Below are 22,661 nucleotides of genomic sequence, written 5' to 3' on the forward strand. Positions count from 1 at the left end.
TCAAAACAGGGAGAGACCCATGAACCGCAGCCTGCTTTTCAAACTTGGCGCGATTGCGCTGCTGATCCTGCTGTTGCTGATTCCGTTGCTGATGATCAACGGCATCATCAGCGACCGCCAGCAACTGCGCGACGGCGTACTGATGGACATCGCACGCAGCTCCAGCTACGCCCAACGCCTCACCGGCCCGGTGATGGTGGTGCCGTATCGCAAGACCGTGCGTGAGTGGAAGCTCAATGAAAAGCTCAACAAGCGCTACGAAGAAACCCGTGAAGTGCGTGGTCGTTTGTATTTCCTTCCGGAGCGTTTTGAACTCGACGGCAAGGTGCAGACAGAACTGCGCGCACGGGGCATTTACCAAGCTCGGCTGTTCCACGCCGACAATCGCATCAGCGGGCGTTTTGTGCTGCCGGAGCAATGGGGCATCACCGAGAATTATGCCGATTACCGCTTTGAGCCGGCGTTTTTGGCGGTGGGCATCAGCGATATTCGCGGTATCGAAAACGCGCTGAAACTGGAGCTGGGCAGCCAGCGCCTGGAGTTCTCGCCGGGCAGTCAGGTCGGTTGGTTGGGTGAAGGTGTACACGTCGAACTGCCGGCGCAGGACAACAAGAAACCGGCCGCCATGGACTTCGCCTTTGACCTGCGCCTGCAGGGCACCGAGCAACTGCAAGTGGTGCCGGTGGGCAAGACCAGCCAGGTCTCACTCGCGTCCAACTGGCCACACCCGAGCTTTATCGGCAACTTCCTGCCGGCTCAGCGTGAGGTCACCGACCAGGGCTTCACCGCCAACTGGCAGACTTCGTTCTTCTCCACCAACCTCGAAGAAGCCCTGCGTGGCTGCTTGTCCGAAAACAGCTGTGAGGACTTCAACAGCCGCAGCTTCGGGGTGAACTTCATCGATCCGGTGGACCAGTACCTCAAGAGCGACCGTGCGATCAAATACGCGCTGCTGTTCATCGCCCTGACCTTTGCCGGCTTCTTCCTCTTCGAAGTGCTCAAGAGCCTGGCAGTGCACCCGATTCAATACGCCTTGGTGGGTGTGGCGCTGGCGTTCTTCTACCTGCTGCTGTTGTCGTTGTCCGAGCACTTGGGTTTTGCCCTGGCGTACCTGATCTCGGCGAGTGCCTGTGTGATGTTGATCGGCTTTTATGTGTGCCATGTGCTGCGCAGCATCGCCCACGGCCTGGGGTTTTCGGCGGGGTTGGCGGCGTTGTACGGCTTGTTGTACGGGCTGTTGAGCGCCGAGGATTACGCGCTGCTGATGGGCTCGCTGCTGTTGTTCGGCCTGCTGGGAACGGTGATGGTGCTGACGCGCAAACTGGATTGGTACGGCGTGGGCAAGCGCAAGGTGGTCGAGCCGTTGGCGTTTGATCTGGAGGCGGTGCAATGAGTGGGTTACGAGAGGATCGGCAAGAGCGGTCGCAGTTGGTGGAGAAAATTAACGCGCTGTTTTCCGCTGTTGTGGTGAGTGAGGTTTGCGTGGTGAGCGGGCGGGCTGTGGAGAGTGAGCGGTCTGTGGTGAGTGGACGGTCTGTGGAAAGTGGGCGGTCTGTGGTGAGTGGATTTTTGGGATGAAGGGGCTGTCTGTGGAGAGTGGATTTTTGGGATGAAGGGGCTGTCTGTGGTGAGTGGGTTTTTTGGGGTGAACGGGTTGTCTGTGGTGAGCGGGCTTGCCCCGCGCTGGGCTGCGAAGCAGCCCTAATCCAGACACCGCGTTTTTTCAGCAATACCCGATTGGCAGGTTTTGGGGCCGCTTCGCAGCCCAGCGCGGGGCAAGCCCGCTCACCACGGACAGCCCACTACCACAGACAGCCCGCTCACCACGGACAGCCCACTACCACAGACAGCCCGCTCACCACGGACAGCCCACTACCACAGACAGCCCGCTCACCACGGACAGCCCACTACCACAGACCGTCCACTCACCACAGGAAAGCTGAGCGGTTTGCTAGACCGGCGGCTGGGTCTCCAGCATCGAAGGTCGCTGGCTGACTTCGGCGTACCAGCCTGCAAGCTTAGGGTTGTCGACTCGCCACTGCATGTCCGGATGACGGAAGTCGAGGTAGCCCAGGGCGCAGGCCACGCTGATCGAAGCAATGTCGAAGTGGCTGGTCAGCTCGGCGATGGCATCCTGTTCCAGCTCGGCGAGGGCGCGGCGGATCTTGTTGCGCTGCTCGTCGAGCCAAGGCGCCCAATGTTTCTCCACCGGACGCAGGGTCGATTCATAACGCACCAGCACGGCGGCATCCATGATGCCGTCGGCCATCGAGGCCAGGGTCAGACGGCGCCAGCGGGCCGCGCCGTCGCGGGGGATAAGCGGGTTGCCAACATGCTGGTGGTCGAGGTAATCAAGGATCACCCGGCTGTCGTGCAACGCGCTGCCGTCCGCCAGGCGCAGGGCCGGGATCTTACCCACGGGGTTGCCTTGCACCACCTGCGCGTCCGGGCTGACCGGGGTCGGCATGCACTCTTGCAGGGCCACGCGATCCTGCTGGCCGGTTTCGATCAGCAGCACGCGGACCTTACGAACGAACGGTGACGCGGGGTTATGGAACAAGGTCATGCTGGGAGTGGACATGGGCAAACCTCAAAATTGACTGTGGCTAGCCTAGAGGGTTGCGCGGTGGCTGGCGAGGGGGCGTGCGGGTGTTTTTGAGGGCCTCATCGGGGCAAGTCGAATCGTCGCACCGCCCCTCCCACGGTTGACCGAGTTGTCATGACGACCACGGAACACCTGTGGGAGGGGCTTGCCCCCGATAGCGCCCTCAGCCACGCCGCTTGAACAACGCCCACATGCCAATGGCGGCCGGTATCCCCAACCCCACCCAACTCAACGAATCCCACAGCCCATCACCCAGCAACGCCGCAAACAACCCGGCGGCGCCGAGCAGGCCAATCCCCAGCGGGATGCCAAATACCTTCCAGAAACTCGACTGTCTTGGCTTCATGCCTTGCCCGCCTTGCGCCGGACGATCCACAGATAAATCCCGCTGATCAGCACAACGATGGTCAACACATCCAGCACCGCCCACAGGATTTTCATCGGCATGCCGCCGTAGTCACCGAAGTGCAGCGGCTGAGACATGCCCATGGCGTCCATGTACCACGGTCGTTCGGCAACGGCGGTGACGGCCAGGGTGCTCGCGTCGATCAGCACCGGCGTGAGCAGGTGCGAGGTCAGGTGGGTGCTGCCTTTCATGAACACCGCGTAATGATGCTCGCTGGAAAAGCGTGTACCAGGAAAGGCGATAAAATCCGGCTGCATACCAGGGGCGGCCTTGGCGGCGATGGTCAGCAGTTCCGTTGCTGGGGCACGCTGGGTCAGCGGCGGGGCATTCTTGTACGGTTCGATCATCGCGCTGAGGCTGTCCTGACGCCACGCGGCGATGATCAGGTCGGCGCAGGCGCTGATCACGCCGGTCACGCCCACCACCAGCGCCCAGGTCAGGGTGACCACGCCGATCAGGTTGTGCAGATCCAGCCAGCGCAGGCGGGTGGATTTGTCCTGGCGCACAGTGGCGAACTTCAATCGGCGCATAAACGGCAGGTACAACACTGTGCCGGAGATGATCGCCAGCACAAACAACACGCCCATGAACGCCAGCAGCAACTTGCCCGGCAGCCCGGCGAACATGTCCACATGCAGACGCAGCAGGAACAGCGTGAAACCGCCATTGGCCGAAGGCATCTCCACCGACTCGCCGGTGCGCGCGTCGAGCATAAAGGTGTGGGACGAATTGGGCTCAGTGCCCGCAGTAGCGGCCATGATCGCGATCACACCGTTCTTGTCGTCCTCGTCCCACGCCAGGTATTGCATGGCTTCACCGGGGCGATGGGCCTGCGCCTTGGCGACCAGTTGCTCAAGGTTGAGCTGCGGCGTATCGGCAGGCATCTGCGCCAGTGTGGGCTCGTTGCCCAGCAGATGGTCGATCTCATGGTGAAACACCAGGGGCAGGCCGGTGAGGGCGAGCAGCAGGAGGAATACGGTGCAGATCAGGCTGGTCCAAGTGTGGATGAAGGACCAGCGGCGGATGGTTTTGCTTTTCATTTTCTAACCTTCAGACACACCAAAGCCGCCCCAAGGAGGCGGCTTGGTTGTTAACTCAGCCGATTACCACTGGTAAGTGGCGCTGGCGACTACGCTGCGTTGGTCGCCGAAGTAGCAGTAGGAACCGTCACAGGTGGAAATGTAGTCCTTGTTGAACAGGTTGGTAGCGTTGAGTTTTACCGACGCGCCTTTGAGGCTGTTATCGATTCGGCCCAGGTCGTAGTGCACCGCGCCGTCGAATACGGTGTAGGCATTGGCTTTGCCGGTCCAGGTGTTGCCCTGGTCGCCATAGGTGTTGCCGGTGTAGCGCGCGCCGAAGCCGATACCGAAACCATCCAGTGGGCCGGTGTGCCAGGTGTAGTCGGTCCACAGCGAGGCTTGCTGATTGGGGATCAGTTGCAGGCGGTTGCCTTTATAGGTGCCGGTTTGCACCTCGGACTTGGACAGGGTGTAGGCGGCAATCACCTTGAGGTTCTCGGTCACGTCAGAGACGGCTTCCAGTTCCAGACCCTTGACCTTCACTTCGCCGGCCTGGTCGGTGATCGACTCGTTGCCCGCGCCGGTGCGGGTTACCAGTACGTTTTTCTGAGTCAGGTCGTAGACCGCCGCGCTCAGCAAGGTATTAGAGCCGGGCGGTTGGTACTTGATCCCCAGTTCCCACTGCTTGCCTTCGGTGGGTTTGTACGATTTGACCGGGTCGGTGCTGGCGTTGCTCGCTGGCTGGAAGGATTCGGCATAGGACAGGTACGGTACAAAGCCAGAATCGAATACATAGCTGATCGCCGCGTTGCCACTGAAGTTCTTGCTGCGGTCGGTATTGGTCGCGTCTAGTTTGTTGAAGTACGTGGTGCCCTGGTGTACCCAATCTTCACGGCCACCCAGCGTCAGGCGCCACTTGTCGAGGGCCATCTGGTCTTGCACATAGAGGCCGGTCTGCACGGTTTTCTGGTTGTAGTCGTAGTAAGGCGTCACGCCGACCGGACGCACGGTCGGCGCGGTGTTGACCGGATCAAAGATGTTGATGTTCGATGCGGTGCCGTAGATGGTCCGGAACGAGGTATCGGTGCGCTGATGATCCAGGCCCAGCAGCACGGTGTGGATAATATCGCCAGTGGCTAAGTCAGCCTGGAAGTTGTTGTCCACTGCGAACTGACCGATGTTCTCGTCAACGTTCGTCGAAGAACGGGCGATATTGCCCGCCGCGTCAGCTGGTTGGTAGATATAAGAACCGACGGTCAATTGCTGGAACGACAGCTCAGACTTGGTATAGCGCAGGTTTTGTTTGAACTGCCACGTATCGTTGAAGCGATGTTCAAACGCGTAGCCCAGCGCGTAGTAGGTACGGTCGTAGAACTCGTAGTCAGGATCGCCCAGATTCTTGTGGTGGGATACTTCGCCCAAAGACGATTTTATTTTGGTGCCCTGGATCGGCAGGAACTGGCTGGTGGTGCCGGTATCGTCGCGGGTGAACTGCGAGAGCAAGGTAAATTTGGTATCGGGGTCGATGTTCCAGGTCAGGCTCGGCGCAATGTTGTAGCGCTTGTTATCGATATGGTCGACCTGGGTGCCTGCATCACGCACCACACCGCTGACGCCGTAAAGGAACTGGCCTTCATCGTCGATCTTGCCGGTGCTGGCGAAGTTGATCTGGCGGTAGTTGTCGCTGCCGTATTGCACCTGGATCGCATTGCTCTGTTCAGCGCTGGGGCGGCGGCTGACCATATCCAGCAGGCCGCCGGGCGGTGTCTGGCCATACACCGAGGAGGCGGGACCGCGCAGCAGGGCGAGACGGTCGAGGTTCCAAGTTTCGGCTTTCGGGTTGGCGTAAACGCCGCGTGGCAGTGGCAGGCCGTCGAGGAATTGGGTCGGTTCGAAGCCGCGCACGCGCATCCAGTCGTAACGGGTATCGCTGCCATAGCTGGCGGAGACGATGCCGGGCATGTACTTCACCGCGTCATCCAGGTTCTGGACGTTGCGGTCCTGCATCTGCTCGCGGGTGGCGACGGAAATCGAACGCGGTGCCTCGACCAGTGCCGTGTCAGTCTTGGTACCGGCGGCAGTGCGGTTGGCCAGGTAGCCCTCGACCGGACCCCAGGCACTTTCGGTATCGCCCTGACCAATGATGCTGGTCTCTGGCAACGCCACAACCCCCTCAGGAATCGCCACCAAGGTAAACGTCCCCACACCACCCTGTTCCAATTGCAACCCAGTCCCACGCAACGCCTCGCGCAGTGCACCTTGTGCATCGAACTGGCCCTGGACCGGCGCCGAGGTCTTGCCGGCGGCCAGCGACGGGTTGAGGGTCAGCGCGAGGCCGGCCTGGCTGGCGATTTGGTTCAGGGTGGTGGCCAGCGGTGCAGCCGGCAGGTTGTAGGCGCGCACGCTGGACGCTTGTTCGGCGGCAAACAGTGAAGGGCTGGCCAGCGGGGCGCTGAGGGCTATGGCCACGGCTAACAGGCTGGGGCGCAACAAGGTGTCTAGCGTGCGGGACATGGGGCGGCTCCTGAATGGAAGTAATTCGCAATTGCCTATGTGCCGAACGAGAATCGAGAAGTGATAGGGCAGGATCAAAATATTTTTGCGGTGGGTGTGAGGGCCTCATCGGGGGCAAGTCGAATCGTCGATAGCGATAGCCCAGCCACCCCAGAACCTAAGGCTTACCCGTGACCGTTACCCACCACGGCGTGTGCTGCTCGATCCGCACCGGCAGGGTCGGCAGCAGAGCGTTGAGCGCAAGGGTGGTGTCGTGCAGCGGGAAGCTGCCAGTGATGCGCAGGTCAGCCACGTTTTTATCCACACCCAAGTAGCCGGTGCGGTAGCGGCTGAGCTCATCCACCACATCGCCCAGGCGGGCGTTGTCGACCACCAGCATGCCGCGGGTCCAGGCGTCGGTGGCAGGGGTGACGGCCAGCGCTGGGCCGAGGCCGTCGCCACGCATCAGCACTTGCTGGCCTTCCTTGAAAATCTGTTCTTGATGCAATGCTTGCGGCTGCGCCGCGACTGCCGATTGCAAGACGCTCAACCGCGTGGCGTCGTCTTCGCGCCTGACGATAAACCGCGTGCCCAGCGCCCGCAGGCTGCCGTCGCGGGTTTGCACGTAGAACGGGCGCGCGTCGTTGTGGCCGGTCTCGACGAGGATTTCGCCTTCCTGCAACACGATCAGCCGGCGTTTTTCATCAAAGCGTACGTCGATGGCGCTGTGGGTATTGAGGTTGATCTGCGTGCCGTCCGCCAGTTTCAGCGTGCGCTGTTCGCCGGTGGCGGTGCGTTGGTCGGCCAGCCAATAGTGGATCGGCACATAACGCTCGCCGGCAAACAACGCCAAACCGCACACCAGCGCGATACTCGCCAGGCCAGTACCGAGCTTGCGCACCCGTTGGCGAATACCTTCACGCGATTGCAACAACGCCGCCCGCGCCGGGCCCGAGGCCACGCCAAAGCGCTGGTCGAGCATCCCCAACTGGCGCCAGGCGCGAGCGTGTTCTTCATTGCTGGCCAACCATTTGCTGAACTCTTCACGTTCCACCGCGCTGCCGTCGCCGGAATCCAGGGACAGCTGCCAGGCAATCGCCGCATCCAGCACACGGGCCGAGACCGGTTTTGAGCTGATCGCACTCACAACGGTTCGCCATACAACGCGATGTAGCACTGGCGAATGCCCTGGGCCAGGTACTGGCGCACACGGGGTACTGACACGCCGAGGCGCTGGGCGATTTCCGCGTGGCCCAGGCCGTCGAGGCGGTTATAGAGGAACGCGGCGCGGGCCTTGCTCGACAGCTTGCCGAGCAGGCGGTCGATGGCCTTGAGGTCTTCCAGGATAAGTTGCTGTTCTTCCGCAGAAGGGTGTTCGCTTTCCGGGACTAGCATTAATTCGGCGAGATAGGCCTGTTCCAAGGCGGCGCGACGGAAGTAGTCGAACAGCAAGCCTTTGGCGATCGCCACCAGAAATGCCCGTGGCTCGCGGGGTGCGCGCAGCTCGTCACGGCCCAGCAGGCGCATGAAGGTGTCCTGACTCAGGTCTTCGGCGCGACTCGGGCAGGCCACGTTGCGCCGCAGCCAGGCCAACAGCCAGCCACGATGGTCGCGATACAACGCGCCAACAAGCTCACTGTGTGGGTTCTGGACCGACGACAAGGCATCACCGAATAAACAAGGATTTAAACTAACGAGAATTATTCGCGATTGTGTCAGAGGCGTGGGATGGGCGCAATTGGCGTCCGTCGGGTTGAAGGCTTAATGACATCTCATTGGTAGATGAGCGTTGCCTGGTGAGACGGGCTCTTTGTGGTGTGGGCTTTCTGTGGTGAGCAGGTTTTCTGTTGTGAGGGGGCTTTCTGTGGTGACTAGATTTTCTGTGGTGAGCGGGCTTGCCCCGCGCTGGGCTGCGAAGCGGCCCCAACACCTGCCAATGGGTTATGACTGAAGAAACGCGGTGCCTGGATTGGGGCTGCTCCGCAGCCCAGCGCGGGGCAAGCCCGCTCACCACAATGAAAGCTCATTCACCTAAAGGTCATTTATTTAAGTGGTTAGAAAGAGTGGGCTTGTTTGCGCCGCTTCCATTGGCTCAAGCATGGTGAAGGGGCTTTCTTTGGTGAGCAGGCTTTCTATGGTGACTGGGCTTTCTGTGGTGAGCAGGCTTTCTGTGGTGACTAGATTTTCCGTGGTGAGCGGGCTTGCCCCGCGCTGGGCTGCGAAGCGGCCCCAACACCTGCCAATGGGTTATGACTGAAGAAACGCGGTGCCTGGATTGGGGCTGCTCCGCAGCCCAGCGCGGGGCAAGCCCGCTCACCACAATGAAAGCTCATTCACCTAAAGGTCATTTATTTAAGTGGTTAGAAAGAGGCGCTTGCTTGCGCCGTTTCCATTGGCTCAAGCGTGGTGAGGGGGCTTTCTATGGTGACTGGGCTTTCTTTGGTGAGCAGGCTTTCTGTGGTGACTAGATTTTCCGTGGTGAGCGGGCTTGCCCCGCGCTGGGCTGCGAAGCGGCCCCAACACCTGCCAATGGGTTATGACTGAAGAAACGCGGTGCCTGATTGGGGCTGCTCCGCAGCCCAGCGCGGGGCAAGCCCGCTCACCACAACGAAAGCCCTTTGACCTAAAGGTCATTTATTAAGTGGTTAGAAAGAGGGCGCTTGCTTGCGCCGTTTCCATTGGCTCAAGCGCTCCTGAAGCGCCTTCGGGGAGTCGATCTGCTGTTGTCGCGCACGACTGAATAAGATAAGCATCAGCTCCGCCGTGGCCAGGGCGTCGGCGCTGGCGTGATGGCGTTCGCCCACGTGCAGTTTGAAATGGTTTATCCAGTCGTCCAGTCCGGCTTCGCGGATAGGCGCCTCGGGGCACAGCAGTGGGGCGATGTCGGCCACATCCAGAAACGGATGCGCCAGGCGATAACCCAGGCTGTCCTTGAGTGCGCGACCGAGCATGTGCTGGTCGAACGGTGCATGGAAGGCCAGCATTGGGCTGTCGCCGACAAATGCCATGAAGTCCAGCAGCGCTTCCACCGGATCACTGCCAGCGGCGATGGCGCTGGGCCCTAGACCATGGATCAACACGCTGGGACTGAGCTTTGTTTCGGCGCGCTGCAGGGTGCGTTCGAACAGCTGTGAAAAGTCCACCGCGCCGTCTTCGATCACCACCGCGCCGATGGACAGCACTTGGTCACGGTTGAGATTCAGGCCGCTGGTTTCCAGATCCACCACCACCCAGCGTTGGGTACGCAATGGGTTATCGCCCAATGCCGCGGGCTTGGACAGTTGCACCAGGCGCCGTTGTTGCGCGGCATCAAGGCCAGGTTTTTTCGCACGTAACCAGTCGAATAAACTCACAGTTGATACCGCAACGTCAGGCTGCTTTGCAGGCGTTGGGCCTGGCGCAGGGATTCGCGCAGAATGCGGCGGTCCAGGTGGTTGAGGCTATCGGGGTCGACGCGGTTGGAATACGGCTGGTTCTCGCGGGTCTGTAACTGGTGCTGCTGCATGCGGGTTTGCTGGATAAAGTGGTACGCCTCTTCATACGCGGCGCCGTCCAGCGGCTCGATGACTTCCTTGGCCACCAACTGGCGCAGACGCTCCAGGGTGTTGTTGGCGTGGATGCCATTGGCCAGCGCCAGCAGGCGCGCGCCGTCGACAAACGGTGTGAGGCCCTGCACCTTGAGGTCGAGCGTGGCTTTTTCACCGCTTTTACGTGTCAGCACGAATTCGCGGAAACGTCCTACAGGTGGCCGTTGGCGCAAGGCGTTCTCGGCAAGCATGCGTTGAAACAGCCGGTTATCTGCGACCTGATCCAGGACGTTTTGGCGCAAAAAATCGCCCCCCTGTTCATCGCCCCACACCACCCGCAGATCAAAATAGATGCTCGAACCCAATAGGTTCTCCGGCGTTGCTTCACGAATAAACGCCGCAAACCGCCGCGCCCATTCCGCCCGCGACAGGCACAGCTCGGGGTTGCCAGCCATGATATTGCCCTTGCACAGGCTGAACCCGCACAGCGCCAGGCTCTGGTTGATCTGCTGCGCCAGGGGCAGCAACCGACCGCGAATCTCGGCGGCCTCCACCGCGTCCTTGGCCTCGAACAGAATGCCGTTGTCCTGGTCGGTGTACAGCGTCTGCTCGCGGCGCCCTTCGCTGCCGAAACACAACCAACTGAACGGCACGCCGGGGTCGCCTTTTTCGGCGAGGGTCAACTCGATTACTCGACACACCGTGTGATCGTTGAGCAGGGTAATGATGTGAGTGATCTGGGTGGATGACGCGCCATGGGCGAGCATCCGCTCGACCAACTGGCCAATCTCGCCGCGAATCGCCACCAGGTTCTCCACCCGGGGCGCATTGCGGATGGTGCGGGCCAGGTGCACCAGATCGACCCGTTGCAGGGAAAACAGATCGCGTTCGGATACCACGCCACACAGGCGCTGGTCCTTGACCAGGCACACATGGGCGATATGCCGTTCGGTCATGGCGATGGCGGCGTCGAATGCGCTGTGGTCCGGGGTCAGGAAAAACGGCGCCTGGGTCATGTGACTGTCGATCGCCTGGCTGAAATCGCTGGTGCCGTCGGCGACCACTTGGCGCAGGTCGCGCAGGGTAAAAATCCCCAGGGGCGACTGATGGACGTCGACGATCACAATGCTGCCCACCTGTTGCTCGTGCATCAGCGTCACCGCTTCGCGCAGCGGCGTGTCCGGGCTGCACATTACCGGGTGGCGCATGGCCAATTCGCCCAGACGGGTATTGAGCGAATACTGCGTGCCTAGGGTTTCCACGGCTTTTTGCTGCACTTGCTGGTTGACCTGATCCAGCAGGCTGCTGACGCCGCGCAGGGCAAAGTCGCGAAACGGGCTGGAGAGGGCAAACAGTTTGATAAAGGCGGGCTTGTTCAGTTGCAGGCAGAAGGTGTCTTCGGCGGCTTTATGCTCGGTGCGCGTGGCTCTTTCACCTAAAAGCGCAGCAAGGGGGAAGCACTCGCCAGTGGTGATTTCGAAGGTGGTTTCTGCCGAGTCCGGTCGTTCGCCCACGACGCGGCCTTGTTTGACGATGTAAAAGTGCTCCACCGGCCCGCCCGACGGCTTGAGAATGCTCTCGCCAGGGCCGAAGAAACGTAATTGACACTGTTCAACCAGAAATGCCAGGTGCGCATTTTCCATTTGATTGAATGGCGGGAAACGTTGCAGGAATTGCAAAGTGCCGTGGATGTTCTGCAACACGGCGGTTTTACCCGCCTGCGTGAAAGCATCAGCTTTACTCATAACAGTGACCGCAGTTTTTTTGTCGTTATCGTCCTGCATGGTCGACTCCTACGCGATAGGTGCCCATTGGACGTAAGTCTAGGTCGATGAAAACAGCGTAGAGCTAGGGAAAAACCTTACATGAATATCGTCCAAACCCCGTGGAACACCCACTAGTCAAACTTTCCGACGAAGTGCACATTGATCGCCCTTCCGCAGATGTCTGACGAGTGTGCTGGGAGATTGATGAAAATTGTTGAGAACCGTATGTCCGACCACGATATTTTGAGTGATGCCGAGCGCGAGGCCCTGAGCGCCGTGATGCTGGAGCCTGATTTACCGCCGCAACGCGTGCTGATTGTCGATGACGACAAGGATGCGCGAGAACTGCTGGCGGAGATCCTCGCTCTGGACGGTATTCGCTGCATGACTGCCGAGAGTGGTGAGGCAGCGTGGAATTTGTTGAAATCCAGCAGCTCCATCGGTTTGCTGATCACCGACTTGCGCATGGCACCGAGCAATGGCCTGGAGTTGATCCGCCAAGTGCGCGAATCCACCCGCGCGGCGCTGCCGATCATCATCATGTCGGGGGACGCCGAAGCGCCGGATGTGATCGATGCGATGCATTTGAGTGTGGTGGACTTTTTGCTCAAGCCGATCGACAGCGTGAAGTTAGCGAAACTGGTCAAGCGCGAGTTGGGGATGGCTTCCTGATTTTTGCGGTATCTGCACGGGCTTCATCGGGAGCAAGCCCCGTCCCACAGTTGACCGCGTACATCCACAACACAGCCCCAAAGAAAAAGCCCTGATCTCTCGATCAGGGCTTTTTCATTTACAGGCCGTTTTTAGCCTTGAACTCCCGACGCCGACGGTGCAACACCGGCTCGGTGTAACCGTTGGGTTGCTTGGTCCCTTCAATCACCAACTCCACCGCTGCCTGGAACGCGATGTTGCTGTCGAAGTCCGGGGCCAGTGGGCGATACAGCGCGTCCCCTGCGTTCTGACGGTCCACCACTGGCGCCATGCGCTTGAGGCTTTCCATCACCTGGGCTTCGTTGACGATGCCGTGGCGCAACCAGTTGGCGATGTGCTGGCTGGAAATACGCAGGGTGGCGCGGTCTTCCATCAGGCCCACATCGTTGATGTCCGGCACTTTGGAGCAGCCGACGCCCTGGTCGATCCAGCGGACCACGTAGCCGAGGATGCCCTGGGCGTTGTTGTCCAGCTCGTTGCGGATTTCTTCCTCGGACCAATCGGTGTTGCTGGCAAGGGGGATGGTCAGGATGTCGTCCACCGAGGCGCGCTCGCGCGTGGCCAGTTCGGCTTGGCGGGCGAATACGTCAACCTTGTGATAGTGCAGGGCGTGCAGCGCAGCCGCCGTAGGCGACGGTACCCAGGCGGTGTTGGCACCGGCCAATGGGTGAGCGATTTTCTGTTCGAGCATCGCGGCCATCAGGTCGGGCATCGCCCACATGCCTTTACCGATCTGTGCGCGGCCTTGCAGGCCTGTGCTCAAGCCGATATCGACGTTCCAGTTCTCGTAGGCGCCGATCCATTTTTCGGCCTTCATGGCGGCCTTGCGCACCATCGCGCCCGCTTCCATGGAGGTGTGGATTTCGTCGCCGGTACGGTCCAGGAAGCCGGTGTTAATAAACACCACGCGCTCGCTGGCCGCCTTGATGCAGGCCTTGAGGTTGACCGTGGTGCGGCGCTCCTCGTCCATGATCCCGACCTTGAGGGTGTTGCGCGGCAGGTTCAGCACGTCTTCGATGCGACCGAACAGCTCGTTGGTAAACGCGGCTTCTTCCGGACCGTGCATTTTCGGCTTCACGATGTACACCGAGCCGGTGCGGCTGTTCTTGCGGGTGTTGTTGCCGTTGAGGCTGTGGACCGCCGCCAGGCTGGTGACCAGGCCGTCGAGGATGCCTTCCGGCACTTCATCGCCGTTTTTGTCGAGGATCGCGTCGATGGTCATCAAGTGACCAACGTTGCGCACGAACAACAGCGAACGGCCATGCAACGTCACGTCCTGACCGTCGATGCCGGTGTAGACACGGTCAGGGTTCATGGTACGGGTGAAGGTCTTGCCGGCCTTGGCCACTTCTTCGGCCAAGTCGCCCTTCATCAGGCCGAGCCAGTTGCGGTAGATCACCACTTTGTCGTCGGCGTCCACGGCGGCGACGGAGTCTTCGCAGTCCATAATGGTGGTGAGCGCAGCTTCCATCAGTACGTCTTTCACGCCGGCGGCGTCGGTCTGGCCGACCGGGGTGCTGGCGTCGATCTGGATTTCGAAGTGCAGGCCGTTGTGTTTGAGCAGGATCGCAATCGGCTCGGCCGCCGGGCCCTGGAAGCCGATCAGTTGCGCATCGTCACGCAGGCCGCTGTTGCTGCCGCCTTTGAGGCTGACGATCAACGTGCCGTCGACGATCTTGTAACCGGTGGAATCGACGTGGCTGCCGGCGCTGAGCGGCGCGGCTTCGTCGAGGAAGGCACGGGCGAAGGCAATCACTTTGTCGCCACGCACTTTGTTGTAGCCCTTGCCCTTCTCGGCGCCGTCGGCTTCGCTGATGGCGTCGGTGCCATACAGCGCGTCGTACAGCGAACCCCAGCGCGCATTAGAGGCGTTGAGGGCGAAACGGGCATTCATCACCGGCACCACCAGCTGTGGGCCGGCCATACGGGCGATTTCGTCATCGACGTTTTGGGTCGAAGCCTGGAAGTCTGCGGCTTCTGGCAGCAGGTATCCGATGTCTTGCAGGAAGGCTTTGTAGGCCACCGGGTCGTGAGCCTGGCCGGCATGGGTCTGGTGCCAGGTATCGATGCGCGCCTGGAAATCGTCGCGTTTGGCGAGTAGGGCTTTGTTCTTCGGTGCCAGGTCATGGATGACCTTGTCGGCGCCGGCCCAGAACTGGTCGGCAGTGATGCCGGTACCGGGAATGGCTTCGTTGTTCACGAAGTCGAACAGGACTTTGGCGACCTGCAGGCCACCGACTTGAACGTGTTCAGTCATTGCTTGCCTCACTCTGCGGAGCTTATGCGCTTTTTCAGATTTTCATTATGTAGTGCACGGTTGGGCATACTACATGATGACTTGCGGTTGTGAAAATTAGACTAAATACGTCGTTTAGCGACCCACTTTGGTCGTACGGTCACAGCGGAGAACAGGATGTTCTCAAAAAACTATTAGATTGTTCCAGATAAATATAAAAATGGTACACGATTTGTTTTCATGGGCCCCTGGGTCCACCTTGTAGATTGAATTCAGAGGGCTTCGCCATGGACCATCTTGTACTCACAATTATCGCCGCCGACAAACCCGGCCTGGTCGAGCGCATCGCGCAGAACATTGCCGCCCACGGTGGCAACTGGCTGGAAAGCCGCATGGCCCATATGGCCGGGCAGTTTGCTGGGATCCTGCGGGTCAGCGTACCTACGGAAAGCCGTCAGGCGTTATTGGGGGCGCTGGAGGACTTATCCACACACGGCATTCGCGTGCTGGTGGGTGAGGGCAGCACTGGGCAGGCCTCGGCGTCCAAACCAATTGTGATGACGTTGGTGGGCAATGACCGTTCGGGCATCGTGCGTGAGATCACGGCGTTATTGAGTCAGCAGGGCGTGAACCTGGAGCGCTTGAGCACGGATGTGCGCCCGGCCCCTATGAGTGGCGACCCGCTGTTCACGGCTGAAGCGTTGTTGCAGGTGCCACCATCGTTGTCCTTGGAGAGCTTGCAGCAATCCCTGGAAACCTTGGCCGATGACTTGATGGTGGAGCTGCGTAACGAGGAATAATTTGTCCACAAGGTTATGCATGGAAATCTTGCATGGGCCTGTGGATAACCTTGGGGTGAATGCCTGCAAGCCATGCCGGCTGTGGCTTGCAGGATGCTGTACGTTATTTGATCAGCGTTTGCGCACGGTCAGCCAGGCGTCCACGCTGTAGACCACCAACCCAGCCCAGATAAAGGCGAAGGCAATCAGCGTGCTTGGCGCCAGGTGTTCGCCGAACAGCAGTACGGCTTCGAGCAACACCAGGGTCGGCGCGACGTACTGCAAGAAACCCAGCGCGGTGTACGGCAAATGCCGTGCGGCGGCGTTGAAGCACACCAGCGGGATGAGCGTTACCGGACCCGCGGCCACCAGCCACCAGGCTTCGGACGTACTCCAGAACGCCAGTTGCGCACTGTGGGCGGAGGGGTTGAACAGCAGCCACGCGACGGCAATTGGCACCAGCATCCAGGTTTCCACCACCAGCCCTGGTAGCGCCTTGACCGGTGCCTGTTTGCGGATCAGGCCGTAGAAGCCAAAGGTCAGCGCCAGCACCAACGACACCCACGGCAAACTGCCTACTTGCCACACCTGTTGCGCCACGCCCACTGCGGCCAGGCCCACGGCAGCCCATTGCAGGCGACGCAAGCGTTCGCCGAGAAGCAACATGCCCAGCAGTACATTCACCAACGGGTTGATGTAGTAACCCAGGCTGGCTTCCAGCATGCGGCCACTGTTCACCGACCACACATACGTCAGCCAGTTACCGGCAATCAACGAACCGCTGAGGGCAAGGATCGCCAGGCGCTGGGGGTTGTCGCGCAGCTCGCGGAACCAACCGGGATGCTTCCACACCATCAACAGCAAGCCGCCGAACAACGCCGACCACAGCACACGGTGAACGATGATCTCGGCGGCGGGTACGCTGGCGATGGCTTTGAAGTAGAGCGGGAACAAGCCCCAGATGACATAGGCGCTCAGGCCCAGGATGTACCCCTTGCGGGGGTTGGCGGCGTGCATTGCAGAATCCTTGCTTAGGCAGCTAACAAAGCGCGATTGTAAGGATATTTGTCAGGCAATGGGACTGGCTTGGTAATGCGGTCTGCTTTGTGTAGGAGGGTGCAAGCCCCCTCCCACGTTCACAAGCAATCAGAAGAGTTTGAGCGGCTCTTCATTGAGCGCCGAAAGCTGCTCGCGCAGTGCCAGCACCTGATCACCCCAATACCGCTCGCTGCCGAACCACGGGAAGCTGTGGGGGAAGGCGGGATCGTCCCAACGCCGCGCGAGCCAAGCGCTGTAGTGCATCAGGCGCAGGGCGCGCAGCGGTTCGATGAGTGCCAATTCCCGCGGGTCGAAATCGTGAAACTCCTGATAGCCGTCCATCAACTCGGACAGTTGGCCCAGGCATTCCTGACGGTCGCCAGCGAGCATCATCCACAGGTCCTGCACCGCCGGCCCCATACGGCAGTCATCCAGGTCGACGATATGGAACATCTCGTCGCGGCACATCATGTTGCCGGGGTGGCAATCGCCGTGCATGCGGATGTTCTTGTGCGGTGTGGCCTTGTAGACCTCTTCCACACGCTTGAGCAGGTCGCGGGCAACGGACTCGTAGGCCGGCAGCAGGCTTTTGGGAATGAAATTGCCTTCGAGCAGCGTGTTGAGTGAATCGTGACCGAAGTTCTTCACGCCCAGGGCTTCACGGTGTTCGAACGCGCGGGTCGAACCCACCGCGTGCAAACGGCCGAGCAGTTGCCCGAGTCGATACAGTTGATCAAGGTTGCCGGGCTCTGGCGCACGGCCGCCACGGCGAGGGAACAAGGTGAAGCGGAAACCGGCGTGTTCGAACAGGCTCTCTCCGTTGTGGATCAATGGCGCGACTACTGGCACTTCGCAGTCGGCCAGCTCGAAGGTGAAGCGGTGTTCTTCAAGGATCGCGTCGTTGGTCCAGCGTTGAGGGCGATAGAACTTGGCGATCAGCGGTTCACCGTCTTCGATACCCACCTGATACACGCGGTTTTCGTAGCTGTTGAGCGCCAGAACACGAGCATCGCTGAGAAAACCGATGCTTTCGACGGCGTCGAGCACGAGGTCAGGGGTGAGGGTTTCAAACGGATGGGCCATGGGAACTCCTGCGGGCAGCAGGGCGCCGCTTCCGGCCGGGTATGGTAACGCACCAAGCCTGAGATAGGGGGCGCCTGTGCCATTGTCATCGGGGGCAAGTGCCCTCCCACAGGTGACCGCGTTTATCCTGTAGGAATGCGGTCTGATGTGGGAGGACGCTTGCCCTCGATAGCGGCCTATCAGGCGCCGACAATCCCCCCATCATCTCGCCGAATCGCTATCACCGACGAACGCGGCTTGCCATTCGGCAGATGCTCCGGCCAAGTCGAGCCGCCGGTTTCCCCCGGATGCTGAATCCCCACAAACAACGTTTTCTGATCTGGTGAGAAGCTGATACCCGTCACTTCACACGCCACCGGCCCGACCATGAAGCGGCGGATTTCTCCGGTGACCGGGTCGGCGCAGAGCATCTGGTTGTTGCCCATCCCGGCAAAGTCGCCCGCGTTGCTGTAATCGCCATCGGTGAGGATCCACAGGCGTCCGGCCTTGTCGAAGCCCAGGCCGTCGGGGCTGTTGAACATGTTCTGCGGGTTGATGTTGGACGATCCGCCCTTGGGCTTGCCCGCGTGTACGCCGGGGTTGCCGGCGACCACAAACAAATCCCAGCTGAAATCGGCCGCACCGTGGTCATCGGCATTGGCTTTCCAGCGCAGGATCTGGCCGTAGACGTTCTTTTCCCGTGGGTTGGGGCCGCCTACCGGTTGGCCGTCTTCGCCGCGCTTGGCGTTGTTGGTCAGGGTGCAGTAAACCTGGCCATCGGTGGGGCTGACCACGATCCATTCCGGGCGGTCCATGCGCGTGGCTTTGACCACACTGGCGGCCAGGCGCGCGTGGATCAGCACTTCTGCCTGGTTGGCGAAACCGCTGCTGGCGTCGATGCCGTTTTTTCCATGGGTCAACTCGACCCACTGGCCTTTGCCCTTGGGATGATCGGCATCGCCGTTGCCCGCGTCGAAGATCGCCACGTACAAGGTGCCGTGGTCGAGCAAGTCCTTGTTGGCCTTGGGGTTCTTGTGGTTGATCTTGTCGCGGCTGACGAACTTGTAGATGAACTCACCGCGCTCGTCGTCGCCCATGTACACCACCGCGCGGCCGTCGCGGGTTTCAGCGAGGGCGGCGTTTTCGTGTTTGAAGCGGCCCAGCGCCGTGCGTTTGGCCGGGGTGGATTGCGGGTCGAATGGGTCGATTTCCACCACCCAGCCATGACGATTGAGTTCGTTGGGGTTCTTGGCCAAGTCGAAGCGTGGGTCGTGCTGGTGCCAGTTGATGTCTTTACTGGCGGCCACCACGCCGTAGCGTTTCTGTCCGGCGTCGAAAGTTTGTTGTGGGTTGCTGCTGCCGAAGCAGTCGGTGAAGTTCTCTTCACACGTCAGATAGGTGCCCCACGGTGTCTTGCCGTTAGCGCAGTTCTGGAAGGTACCGAGGGCTTTCTTGCCGGATTTGTCGGCGCTGGTTTTCAGCCAGTCGTGGCCAGCAGCGGGGCCGCTCAGGCGGATTGGCGAGTTGCCGTGGATACGGCGGTTGTAACGCGAGTCCTGGACGAACTGCCAGGTGTCACCCTTGCGCCGGACTTCAATTACCGACACGCCTTCGCTGGCCTGGGCCTTGTGCACATCTTCCGCCGATTGCGGCGCGCCGCCGTGGGCGTAGAGATAGCGGTAATTGGTGTATTCGTTGTTGATCGCCATCAGCGCGCGGTTGTCGTCGCCGGGGAAGGCGAACAGGCTCATGCCATCGTTGTTGTCGCCGAATTGTTGTTCCTGGGCCTTGGCCGTGCCGTTGCCGGAAGGGTCGAAGGCCGGCGCGCTTTTGTGCAGCGGCTGCCCCCAACTGATCAGCACCGAGGCGCTGTAGCCCGGCGGCAAGGTGATGGTGTCGCTGGTGGCGGCAGCGATGCTGGCAAACCCCAGCAGCGGGCTGGCGGACGCGGCGTTCACGGCCAGTGCGCTGCGGCTCAGCAGGTTGCCGCCCAGGAACATTGCGGCACCGCACAGGGCGCCGGCGCCGATGAAGCGGCGGCGGGTGAGGCCAACCATCTGTTCAAGGTCGGTGGCTTGGTTTTCTTCTAATAGGCTCATCTCAGGCTCCCTGCGGTTTTTGCAGACACCATAAGGAGCGGGTGTGACGAAGTTGTTGCAGTTTGAAGAACTCTGCGGCTCAGACTGGTGTGCCGAGCAGCACATGACTGGGGGCAAATTGCACTTGGATCGCCTGGCCTTCGGCGGCGTCCAGAGCGATGAGTACGTCGGGCTGCGCCAGGGCGCATAAAACCTGGCCATTGGGCAGGGCGATACGCACTTCGCTGGGACCGTCCTCGGCGTGGAGAATGGCGTCTAGCGTCCCGCTCATACAATTGTGTCCGAGTGTTACGGCGCCATCCGGTGCCAGCAATTCCAGCCAGCCAGCCTTGATCAGCGCGACGACTTCCACGCCGATCTCCAGCTCCAGCCGTTGTGTGCTGTCGTGGGTGATTTGCGCCGCGAGGGTCAATCCACCCGCGAGTTGCAAATGAATCAGGTCGTTGCGGCCATGGCTTTCAATTCTGATGACCAGGCCATGCAACTGATTGCGCGCGCTGGTTCGCAGCATCAAACGGCCCAGCAGATTGAAGTCACTGGCGGCTTGGTCCGAGCCCAACACCTCTGCCTGCAAGGCTTGCAGGCGTTGATAGAGGCGCAATACCCGTTCCCCTTCAGCCGTGAGCCTGGCGCCGCCGCCGCCTTTGCCGCCGACGCTGCGTTCTACCAGCGGTTTTTGCGCGAGGTTGTTCAGTTCATCAATGGCATCCCAAGCGGCCTTGTAACTCAAGCCAGCACTCTTGGCGGCGCGGGTGATGGAGCCCTGTTCGGCGATATGCCCAAGCAGGGCGATGCGTTGGGGGCGGCGGACGATGTGTTGGCTCAGTAAAGTCGGAAGAGACATGGGCATATGCTGTGTTGGGATGAGCGGACGTTGCGGCTGTGAGGCATGAGAGTCAAGTGCCGGGCTTGGGTGTGCGGGCCAGGCAGTACACGTCCACCTGTCGCGCGCCGGCGTTGATCAACAGCCGCGCCAGGCTGTGGGCGGTGGCGCCGGTGGTGAGCACGTCGTCCACCAGTGCCAGGTGGCGGCCTTTTACAAGGGCATCAGGGGGCAGGGCGAAGGCGTTGAGCAGGTTGCGTTTGCGCGCCTTGGCGTCGAGGGTCTGTTGCGCCATGGTTTCATGGGGGCGTAATAACAGGTGTTCATCGTAGGGGATATTCAGGTCGGTACTGAGCCAGCGCGCCAGCATCAGCGCCTGGTTATAACCACGCTCGCGCAGGCGCTGGCGGGCCATGGGTACCGGCAGCAGAACGTCTGGGCGGGTGAGTTCGTTGTTGTCGAAGCGATCCCGCAGGTGTTGCCCCAGCAAATGCCCCAGCAGATGCCCGAGGGGCCAGCGCGCCTGGTGCTTGAAGCGACTGATCAAGGTGTCCACGGGAAAGCTGTAGGTCCAGGGGGCGATTACTTGTTTAAAGGCGGGGGGGTGTTTCACGCATTGGCCGCAGATCAAACCGTCCATCGCCAAGGGTAACGCGCAGGTCTGGCAGTGATCCATCAGCCAGGGCAGCTCGGTTTCGCAGACGTTGCACACACAATCGTCTGTTTCTGTGGCCTCATCGCAGATTAAACAGGTTCGTATGTTTTTTGACCAGATGTAAACTTCGTGTTTGTATCTTGGTTGACAGTGCATGAATCTTCCTTAAATATGCCGAGCATCCGTGTCGCGCCTGTGGGTATTGCCCTTCCCGCAGCGTTTGCCAAAGCATAATCAAGGAATCGCCCATGAGCGCCAGCATCACCGCCACCTTGCGTCACGATTGGTCCCTGGCTGAAGTCAAAGCACTGTTTGTGCAGCCGTTCAATGACCTGTTGTTCCAGGCGCAGACCGTACACCGTGCGCATTTCGACGCGAACCGTGTGCAGGTGTCGACGCTGCTGTCGATCAAAACCGGCGCCTGTCCGGAAGATTGCAAATATTGTCCGCAGTCGGGCCACTACAACACTGGCCTGGAAAAAGAAAAGCTGATGGAAGTGCAGAAGGTCCTCGAAGAGGCCGCCCGCGCCAAGGCCATCGGTTCGACGCGCTTCTGCATGGGCGCCGCCTGGAAACACCCGTCGGCCAAAGACATGCCGTACGTGCTGCAGATGGTCAAAGGCGTCAAGGCCATGGGCCTGGAAACCTGCATGACCCTCGGCCGTCTTGACCAGGACCAGACCGAAGCCCTGGCCCAGGCCGGCCTCGACTACTACAACCACAACCTGGACACCTCGCCGGAGTTCTACGGCAGCATCATCACCACCCGCACCTACAGCGAGCGCCTGCAAACCCTGGCTTATGTACGTGATTCGGGGATGAAGATCTGTTCCGGCGGCATCCTCGGCATGGGCGAGTCCCTCGACGACCGTGCCAACCTGCTGATCCAGTTGGCCAACCTGCCGGAGCATCCGGAGTCGGTGCCGATCAACATGCTGGTGAAAGTGGCCGGTACGCCGCTGGAAAACGCCGAAGACATCGACCCGTTCGACTTCATCCGGATGCTCGCCGTGGCGCGCATCCTGATGCCTCAGTCCCATGTGCGGCTGTCCGCCGGCCGTGAAGCCATGAACGAGCAGATGCAGGCCCTGGCGTTTTTCGCCGGCGCCAACTCGATTTTCTACGGCGACAAACTGCTGACCACCGCCAACCCGCAGGCCGACAAGGACATGCAACTGTTCTCGCGCCTGGGCATCCTGCCGGAAGCCCGTGAAGAGCACGCCGATGAAGTGCATCAAGCGGCGATTGAGCAGGCGTTGGTCGAGCAGAAGAGCAGCGAGCAGTTCTACAACGCTGTCGTCTGATTGAAATGAAAGGCCCATGTGGGAGGGGGCTTGCCCCCGATGAGGGAGTGTCAGTCGATAAATAGAGTGACTGGCCCACTGCTATCGGGGGCAAGCCACCTCCCACAATTTGATCGAGTTAATCCTGCTAGTCCGAGG

At 60.5% G+C, this 22,661-nt stretch carries 18 protein-coding genes; 4 read left to right on the forward strand and 14 right to left on the reverse strand.

What is annotated here, in order from left to right; all coding sequences use genetic code 11:
• Positions 1–19: 19 nt before the first annotated feature.
• A complete protein-coding gene (creD, locus tag ACKZ62_RS01900) occupies positions 20–1,393 on the forward strand; it encodes a cell envelope integrity protein CreD (RefSeq protein WP_122763587.1) in 1,374 nt (457 codons plus the stop codon).
• Positions 1,394–1,951: 558 nt separating this feature from the next.
• On the opposite strand, the gene ACKZ62_RS01905 is transcribed toward creD, so the two are convergent.
• The 8 genes from ACKZ62_RS01905 to ACKZ62_RS01940 all read right to left on the reverse strand — a co-directional run bounded on the left by ACKZ62_RS01905 (position 1,952) and on the right by ACKZ62_RS01940 (position 11,795).
• Complete coding sequence (locus tag ACKZ62_RS01905) at positions 1,952–2,581, reverse strand: glutathione S-transferase (protein WP_032883949.1); 630 nt, start codon at positions 2,579–2,581, stop codon at positions 1,952–1,954.
• Positions 2,582–2,768: 187 nt separating this feature from the next.
• Positions 2,769–2,951, reverse strand: a complete 183-nt coding sequence (locus ACKZ62_RS01910; RefSeq protein ID WP_032883948.1) for a hypothetical protein — start codon at positions 2,949–2,951, stop codon at positions 2,769–2,771.
• Positions 2,948–4,051, reverse strand: coding sequence for a PepSY-associated TM helix domain-containing protein (locus ACKZ62_RS01915; protein WP_032883945.1), 1,104 nt, complete (start codon positions 4,049–4,051; stop codon positions 2,948–2,950). The genes ACKZ62_RS01910 and ACKZ62_RS01915 overlap by 4 nt, the downstream gene beginning before the upstream one ends.
• Before the next feature lie 63 nt (positions 4,052–4,114).
• Positions 4,115–6,544 carry a TonB-dependent siderophore receptor gene (locus ACKZ62_RS01920; protein WP_447096267.1) on the reverse strand — a complete coding sequence of 810 codons (2,430 nt, stop codon included), beginning with the start codon at positions 6,542–6,544 and terminating at the stop codon, positions 4,115–4,117.
• A 157-nt stretch (positions 6,545–6,701) separates the two neighbouring features.
• Positions 6,702–7,670: a FecR domain-containing protein gene (locus ACKZ62_RS01925; protein WP_099601649.1), complete on the reverse strand. Its 969-nt coding sequence runs from the start codon at positions 7,668–7,670 to the stop codon at positions 6,702–6,704.
• Positions 7,667–8,185 carry an RNA polymerase sigma factor gene (locus ACKZ62_RS01930; RefSeq protein ID WP_032883939.1) on the reverse strand — a complete coding sequence of 173 codons (519 nt, stop codon included), beginning with the start codon at positions 8,183–8,185 and terminating at the stop codon, positions 7,667–7,669. The genes ACKZ62_RS01925 and ACKZ62_RS01930 overlap by 4 nt, the downstream gene beginning before the upstream one ends.
• Before the next feature lie 983 nt (positions 8,186–9,168).
• A complete protein-coding gene (locus ACKZ62_RS01935) occupies positions 9,169–9,876 on the reverse strand; it encodes a 3'-5' exonuclease (protein ID WP_122754280.1) in 708 nt (235 codons plus the stop codon).
• Positions 9,873–11,795: a putative nucleotidyltransferase substrate binding domain-containing protein gene (locus tag ACKZ62_RS01940; RefSeq protein WP_032884511.1), complete on the reverse strand. Its 1,923-nt coding sequence runs from the start codon at positions 11,793–11,795 to the stop codon at positions 9,873–9,875. Before ACKZ62_RS01940 ends, ACKZ62_RS01935 begins: the two co-directional genes overlap by 4 nt.
• A 246-nt stretch (positions 11,796–12,041) precedes the next feature.
• On the opposite strand from ACKZ62_RS01940, the gene ACKZ62_RS01945 reads away from it, so the two are divergent.
• Positions 12,042–12,488, forward strand: a complete 447-nt coding sequence (locus ACKZ62_RS01945) for a response regulator (RefSeq protein ID WP_032884510.1) — start codon at positions 12,042–12,044, stop codon at positions 12,486–12,488.
• A gap of 118 nt (positions 12,489–12,606) precedes the next feature.
• On the opposite strand, the gene ACKZ62_RS01950 is transcribed toward ACKZ62_RS01945, so the two are convergent.
• Positions 12,607–14,784 carry a malate synthase G gene (locus tag ACKZ62_RS01950; RefSeq protein WP_447096268.1) on the reverse strand — a complete coding sequence of 726 codons (2,178 nt, stop codon included), beginning with the start codon at positions 14,782–14,784 and terminating at the stop codon, positions 12,607–12,609.
• Between the two features lie 266 nt (positions 14,785–15,050).
• Between ACKZ62_RS01950 and ACKZ62_RS01955 the strand changes: the two genes are divergently transcribed.
• Positions 15,051–15,563 (forward strand): glycine cleavage system transcriptional repressor, encoded by a 513-nt coding sequence (locus ACKZ62_RS01955; protein ID WP_032883932.1) that lies wholly within the window; start codon positions 15,051–15,053, stop codon positions 15,561–15,563.
• Between the two features lie 111 nt (positions 15,564–15,674).
• Here the strand turns inward: ACKZ62_RS01955 and rarD are convergent, their stop codons facing one another.
• The 5 genes from rarD to ACKZ62_RS01980 form a co-directional block, all read right to left on the reverse strand.
• Positions 15,675–16,559, reverse strand: coding sequence for an EamA family transporter RarD (gene rarD, locus ACKZ62_RS01960; protein WP_032883928.1), 885 nt, complete (start codon positions 16,557–16,559; stop codon positions 15,675–15,677).
• Between the two features lie 129 nt (positions 16,560–16,688).
• Positions 16,689–17,663 carry a serine/threonine protein kinase gene (locus ACKZ62_RS01965; RefSeq protein ID WP_447096269.1) on the reverse strand — a complete coding sequence of 325 codons (975 nt, stop codon included), beginning with the start codon at positions 17,661–17,663 and terminating at the stop codon, positions 16,689–16,691.
• A 179-nt stretch (positions 17,664–17,842) separates the two neighbouring features.
• On the reverse strand, positions 17,843–19,741 hold the full coding sequence (locus ACKZ62_RS01970) for a PhoX family protein (RefSeq protein ID WP_032883925.1): 1,899 nt from the start codon (positions 19,739–19,741) through the stop codon (positions 17,843–17,845).
• Between the two features lie 79 nt (positions 19,742–19,820).
• Positions 19,821–20,585 (reverse strand): TOBE domain-containing protein, encoded by a 765-nt coding sequence (locus ACKZ62_RS01975; RefSeq protein WP_122763583.1) that lies wholly within the window; start codon positions 20,583–20,585, stop codon positions 19,821–19,823.
• Between the two features lie 52 nt (positions 20,586–20,637).
• Positions 20,638–21,375: a ComFC family protein gene (locus ACKZ62_RS01980; protein WP_447096270.1), complete on the reverse strand. Its 738-nt coding sequence runs from the start codon at positions 21,373–21,375 to the stop codon at positions 20,638–20,640.
• A gap of 92 nt (positions 21,376–21,467) precedes the next feature.
• On the opposite strand from ACKZ62_RS01980, the gene bioB reads away from it, so the two are divergent.
• On the forward strand, positions 21,468–22,523 hold the full coding sequence (gene bioB, locus ACKZ62_RS01985; protein ID WP_032883922.1) for a biotin synthase BioB: 1,056 nt from the start codon (positions 21,468–21,470) through the stop codon (positions 22,521–22,523).
• Positions 22,524–22,661: the final 138 nt, after the last annotated feature.

The organism is Pseudomonas sivasensis, from assembly GCF_052938085.1.

Bases quoted from the DNA above. Each gene is read 5' to 3' on its own strand.
- creD (WP_122763587.1), top strand. From the start codon at position 20: ATGAACCGCAGCCTGCTTTTCAAACTTGGCGCGATTGCGCTGCTGATC.
- ACKZ62_RS01905 (WP_032883949.1), bottom strand. From the start codon at position 2,581: ATGTCCACTCCCAGCATGACCTTGTTCCATAACCCCGCGTCACCGTTC.
- ACKZ62_RS01910 (WP_032883948.1), bottom strand. From the start codon at position 2,951: ATGAAGCCAAGACAGTCGAGTTTCTGGAAGGTATTTGGCATCCCGCTG.
- ACKZ62_RS01915 (WP_032883945.1), bottom strand. From the start codon at position 4,051: ATGAAAAGCAAAACCATCCGCCGCTGGTCCTTCATCCACACTTGGACC.
- ACKZ62_RS01920 (WP_447096267.1), bottom strand. From the start codon at position 6,544: ATGTCCCGCACGCTAGACACCTTGTTGCGCCCCAGCCTGTTAGCCGTG.
- ACKZ62_RS01940 (WP_032884511.1), bottom strand. From the start codon at position 11,795: ATGAGTAAAGCTGATGCTTTCACGCAGGCGGGTAAAACCGCCGTGTTG.
- ACKZ62_RS01945 (WP_032884510.1), top strand. From the start codon at position 12,042: ATGTCCGACCACGATATTTTGAGTGATGCCGAGCGCGAGGCCCTGAGC.
- ACKZ62_RS01950 (WP_447096268.1), bottom strand. From the start codon at position 14,784: ATGACTGAACACGTTCAAGTCGGTGGCCTGCAGGTCGCCAAAGTCCTG.
- ACKZ62_RS01955 (WP_032883932.1), top strand. From the start codon at position 15,051: ATGGACCATCTTGTACTCACAATTATCGCCGCCGACAAACCCGGCCTG.
- rarD (WP_032883928.1), bottom strand. From the start codon at position 16,559: ATGCACGCCGCCAACCCCCGCAAGGGGTACATCCTGGGCCTGAGCGCC.
- ACKZ62_RS01965 (WP_447096269.1), bottom strand. From the start codon at position 17,663: ATGGCCCATCCGTTTGAAACCCTCACCCCTGACCTCGTGCTCGACGCC.
- ACKZ62_RS01970 (WP_032883925.1), bottom strand. From the start codon at position 19,741: ATGAGCCTATTAGAAGAAAACCAAGCCACCGACCTTGAACAGATGGTT.
- ACKZ62_RS01975 (WP_122763583.1), bottom strand. From the start codon at position 20,585: ATGTCTCTTCCGACTTTACTGAGCCAACACATCGTCCGCCGCCCCCAA.
- ACKZ62_RS01980 (WP_447096270.1), bottom strand. From the start codon at position 21,375: ATGCACTGTCAACCAAGATACAAACACGAAGTTTACATCTGGTCAAAA.
- bioB (WP_032883922.1), top strand. From the start codon at position 21,468: ATGAGCGCCAGCATCACCGCCACCTTGCGTCACGATTGGTCCCTGGCT.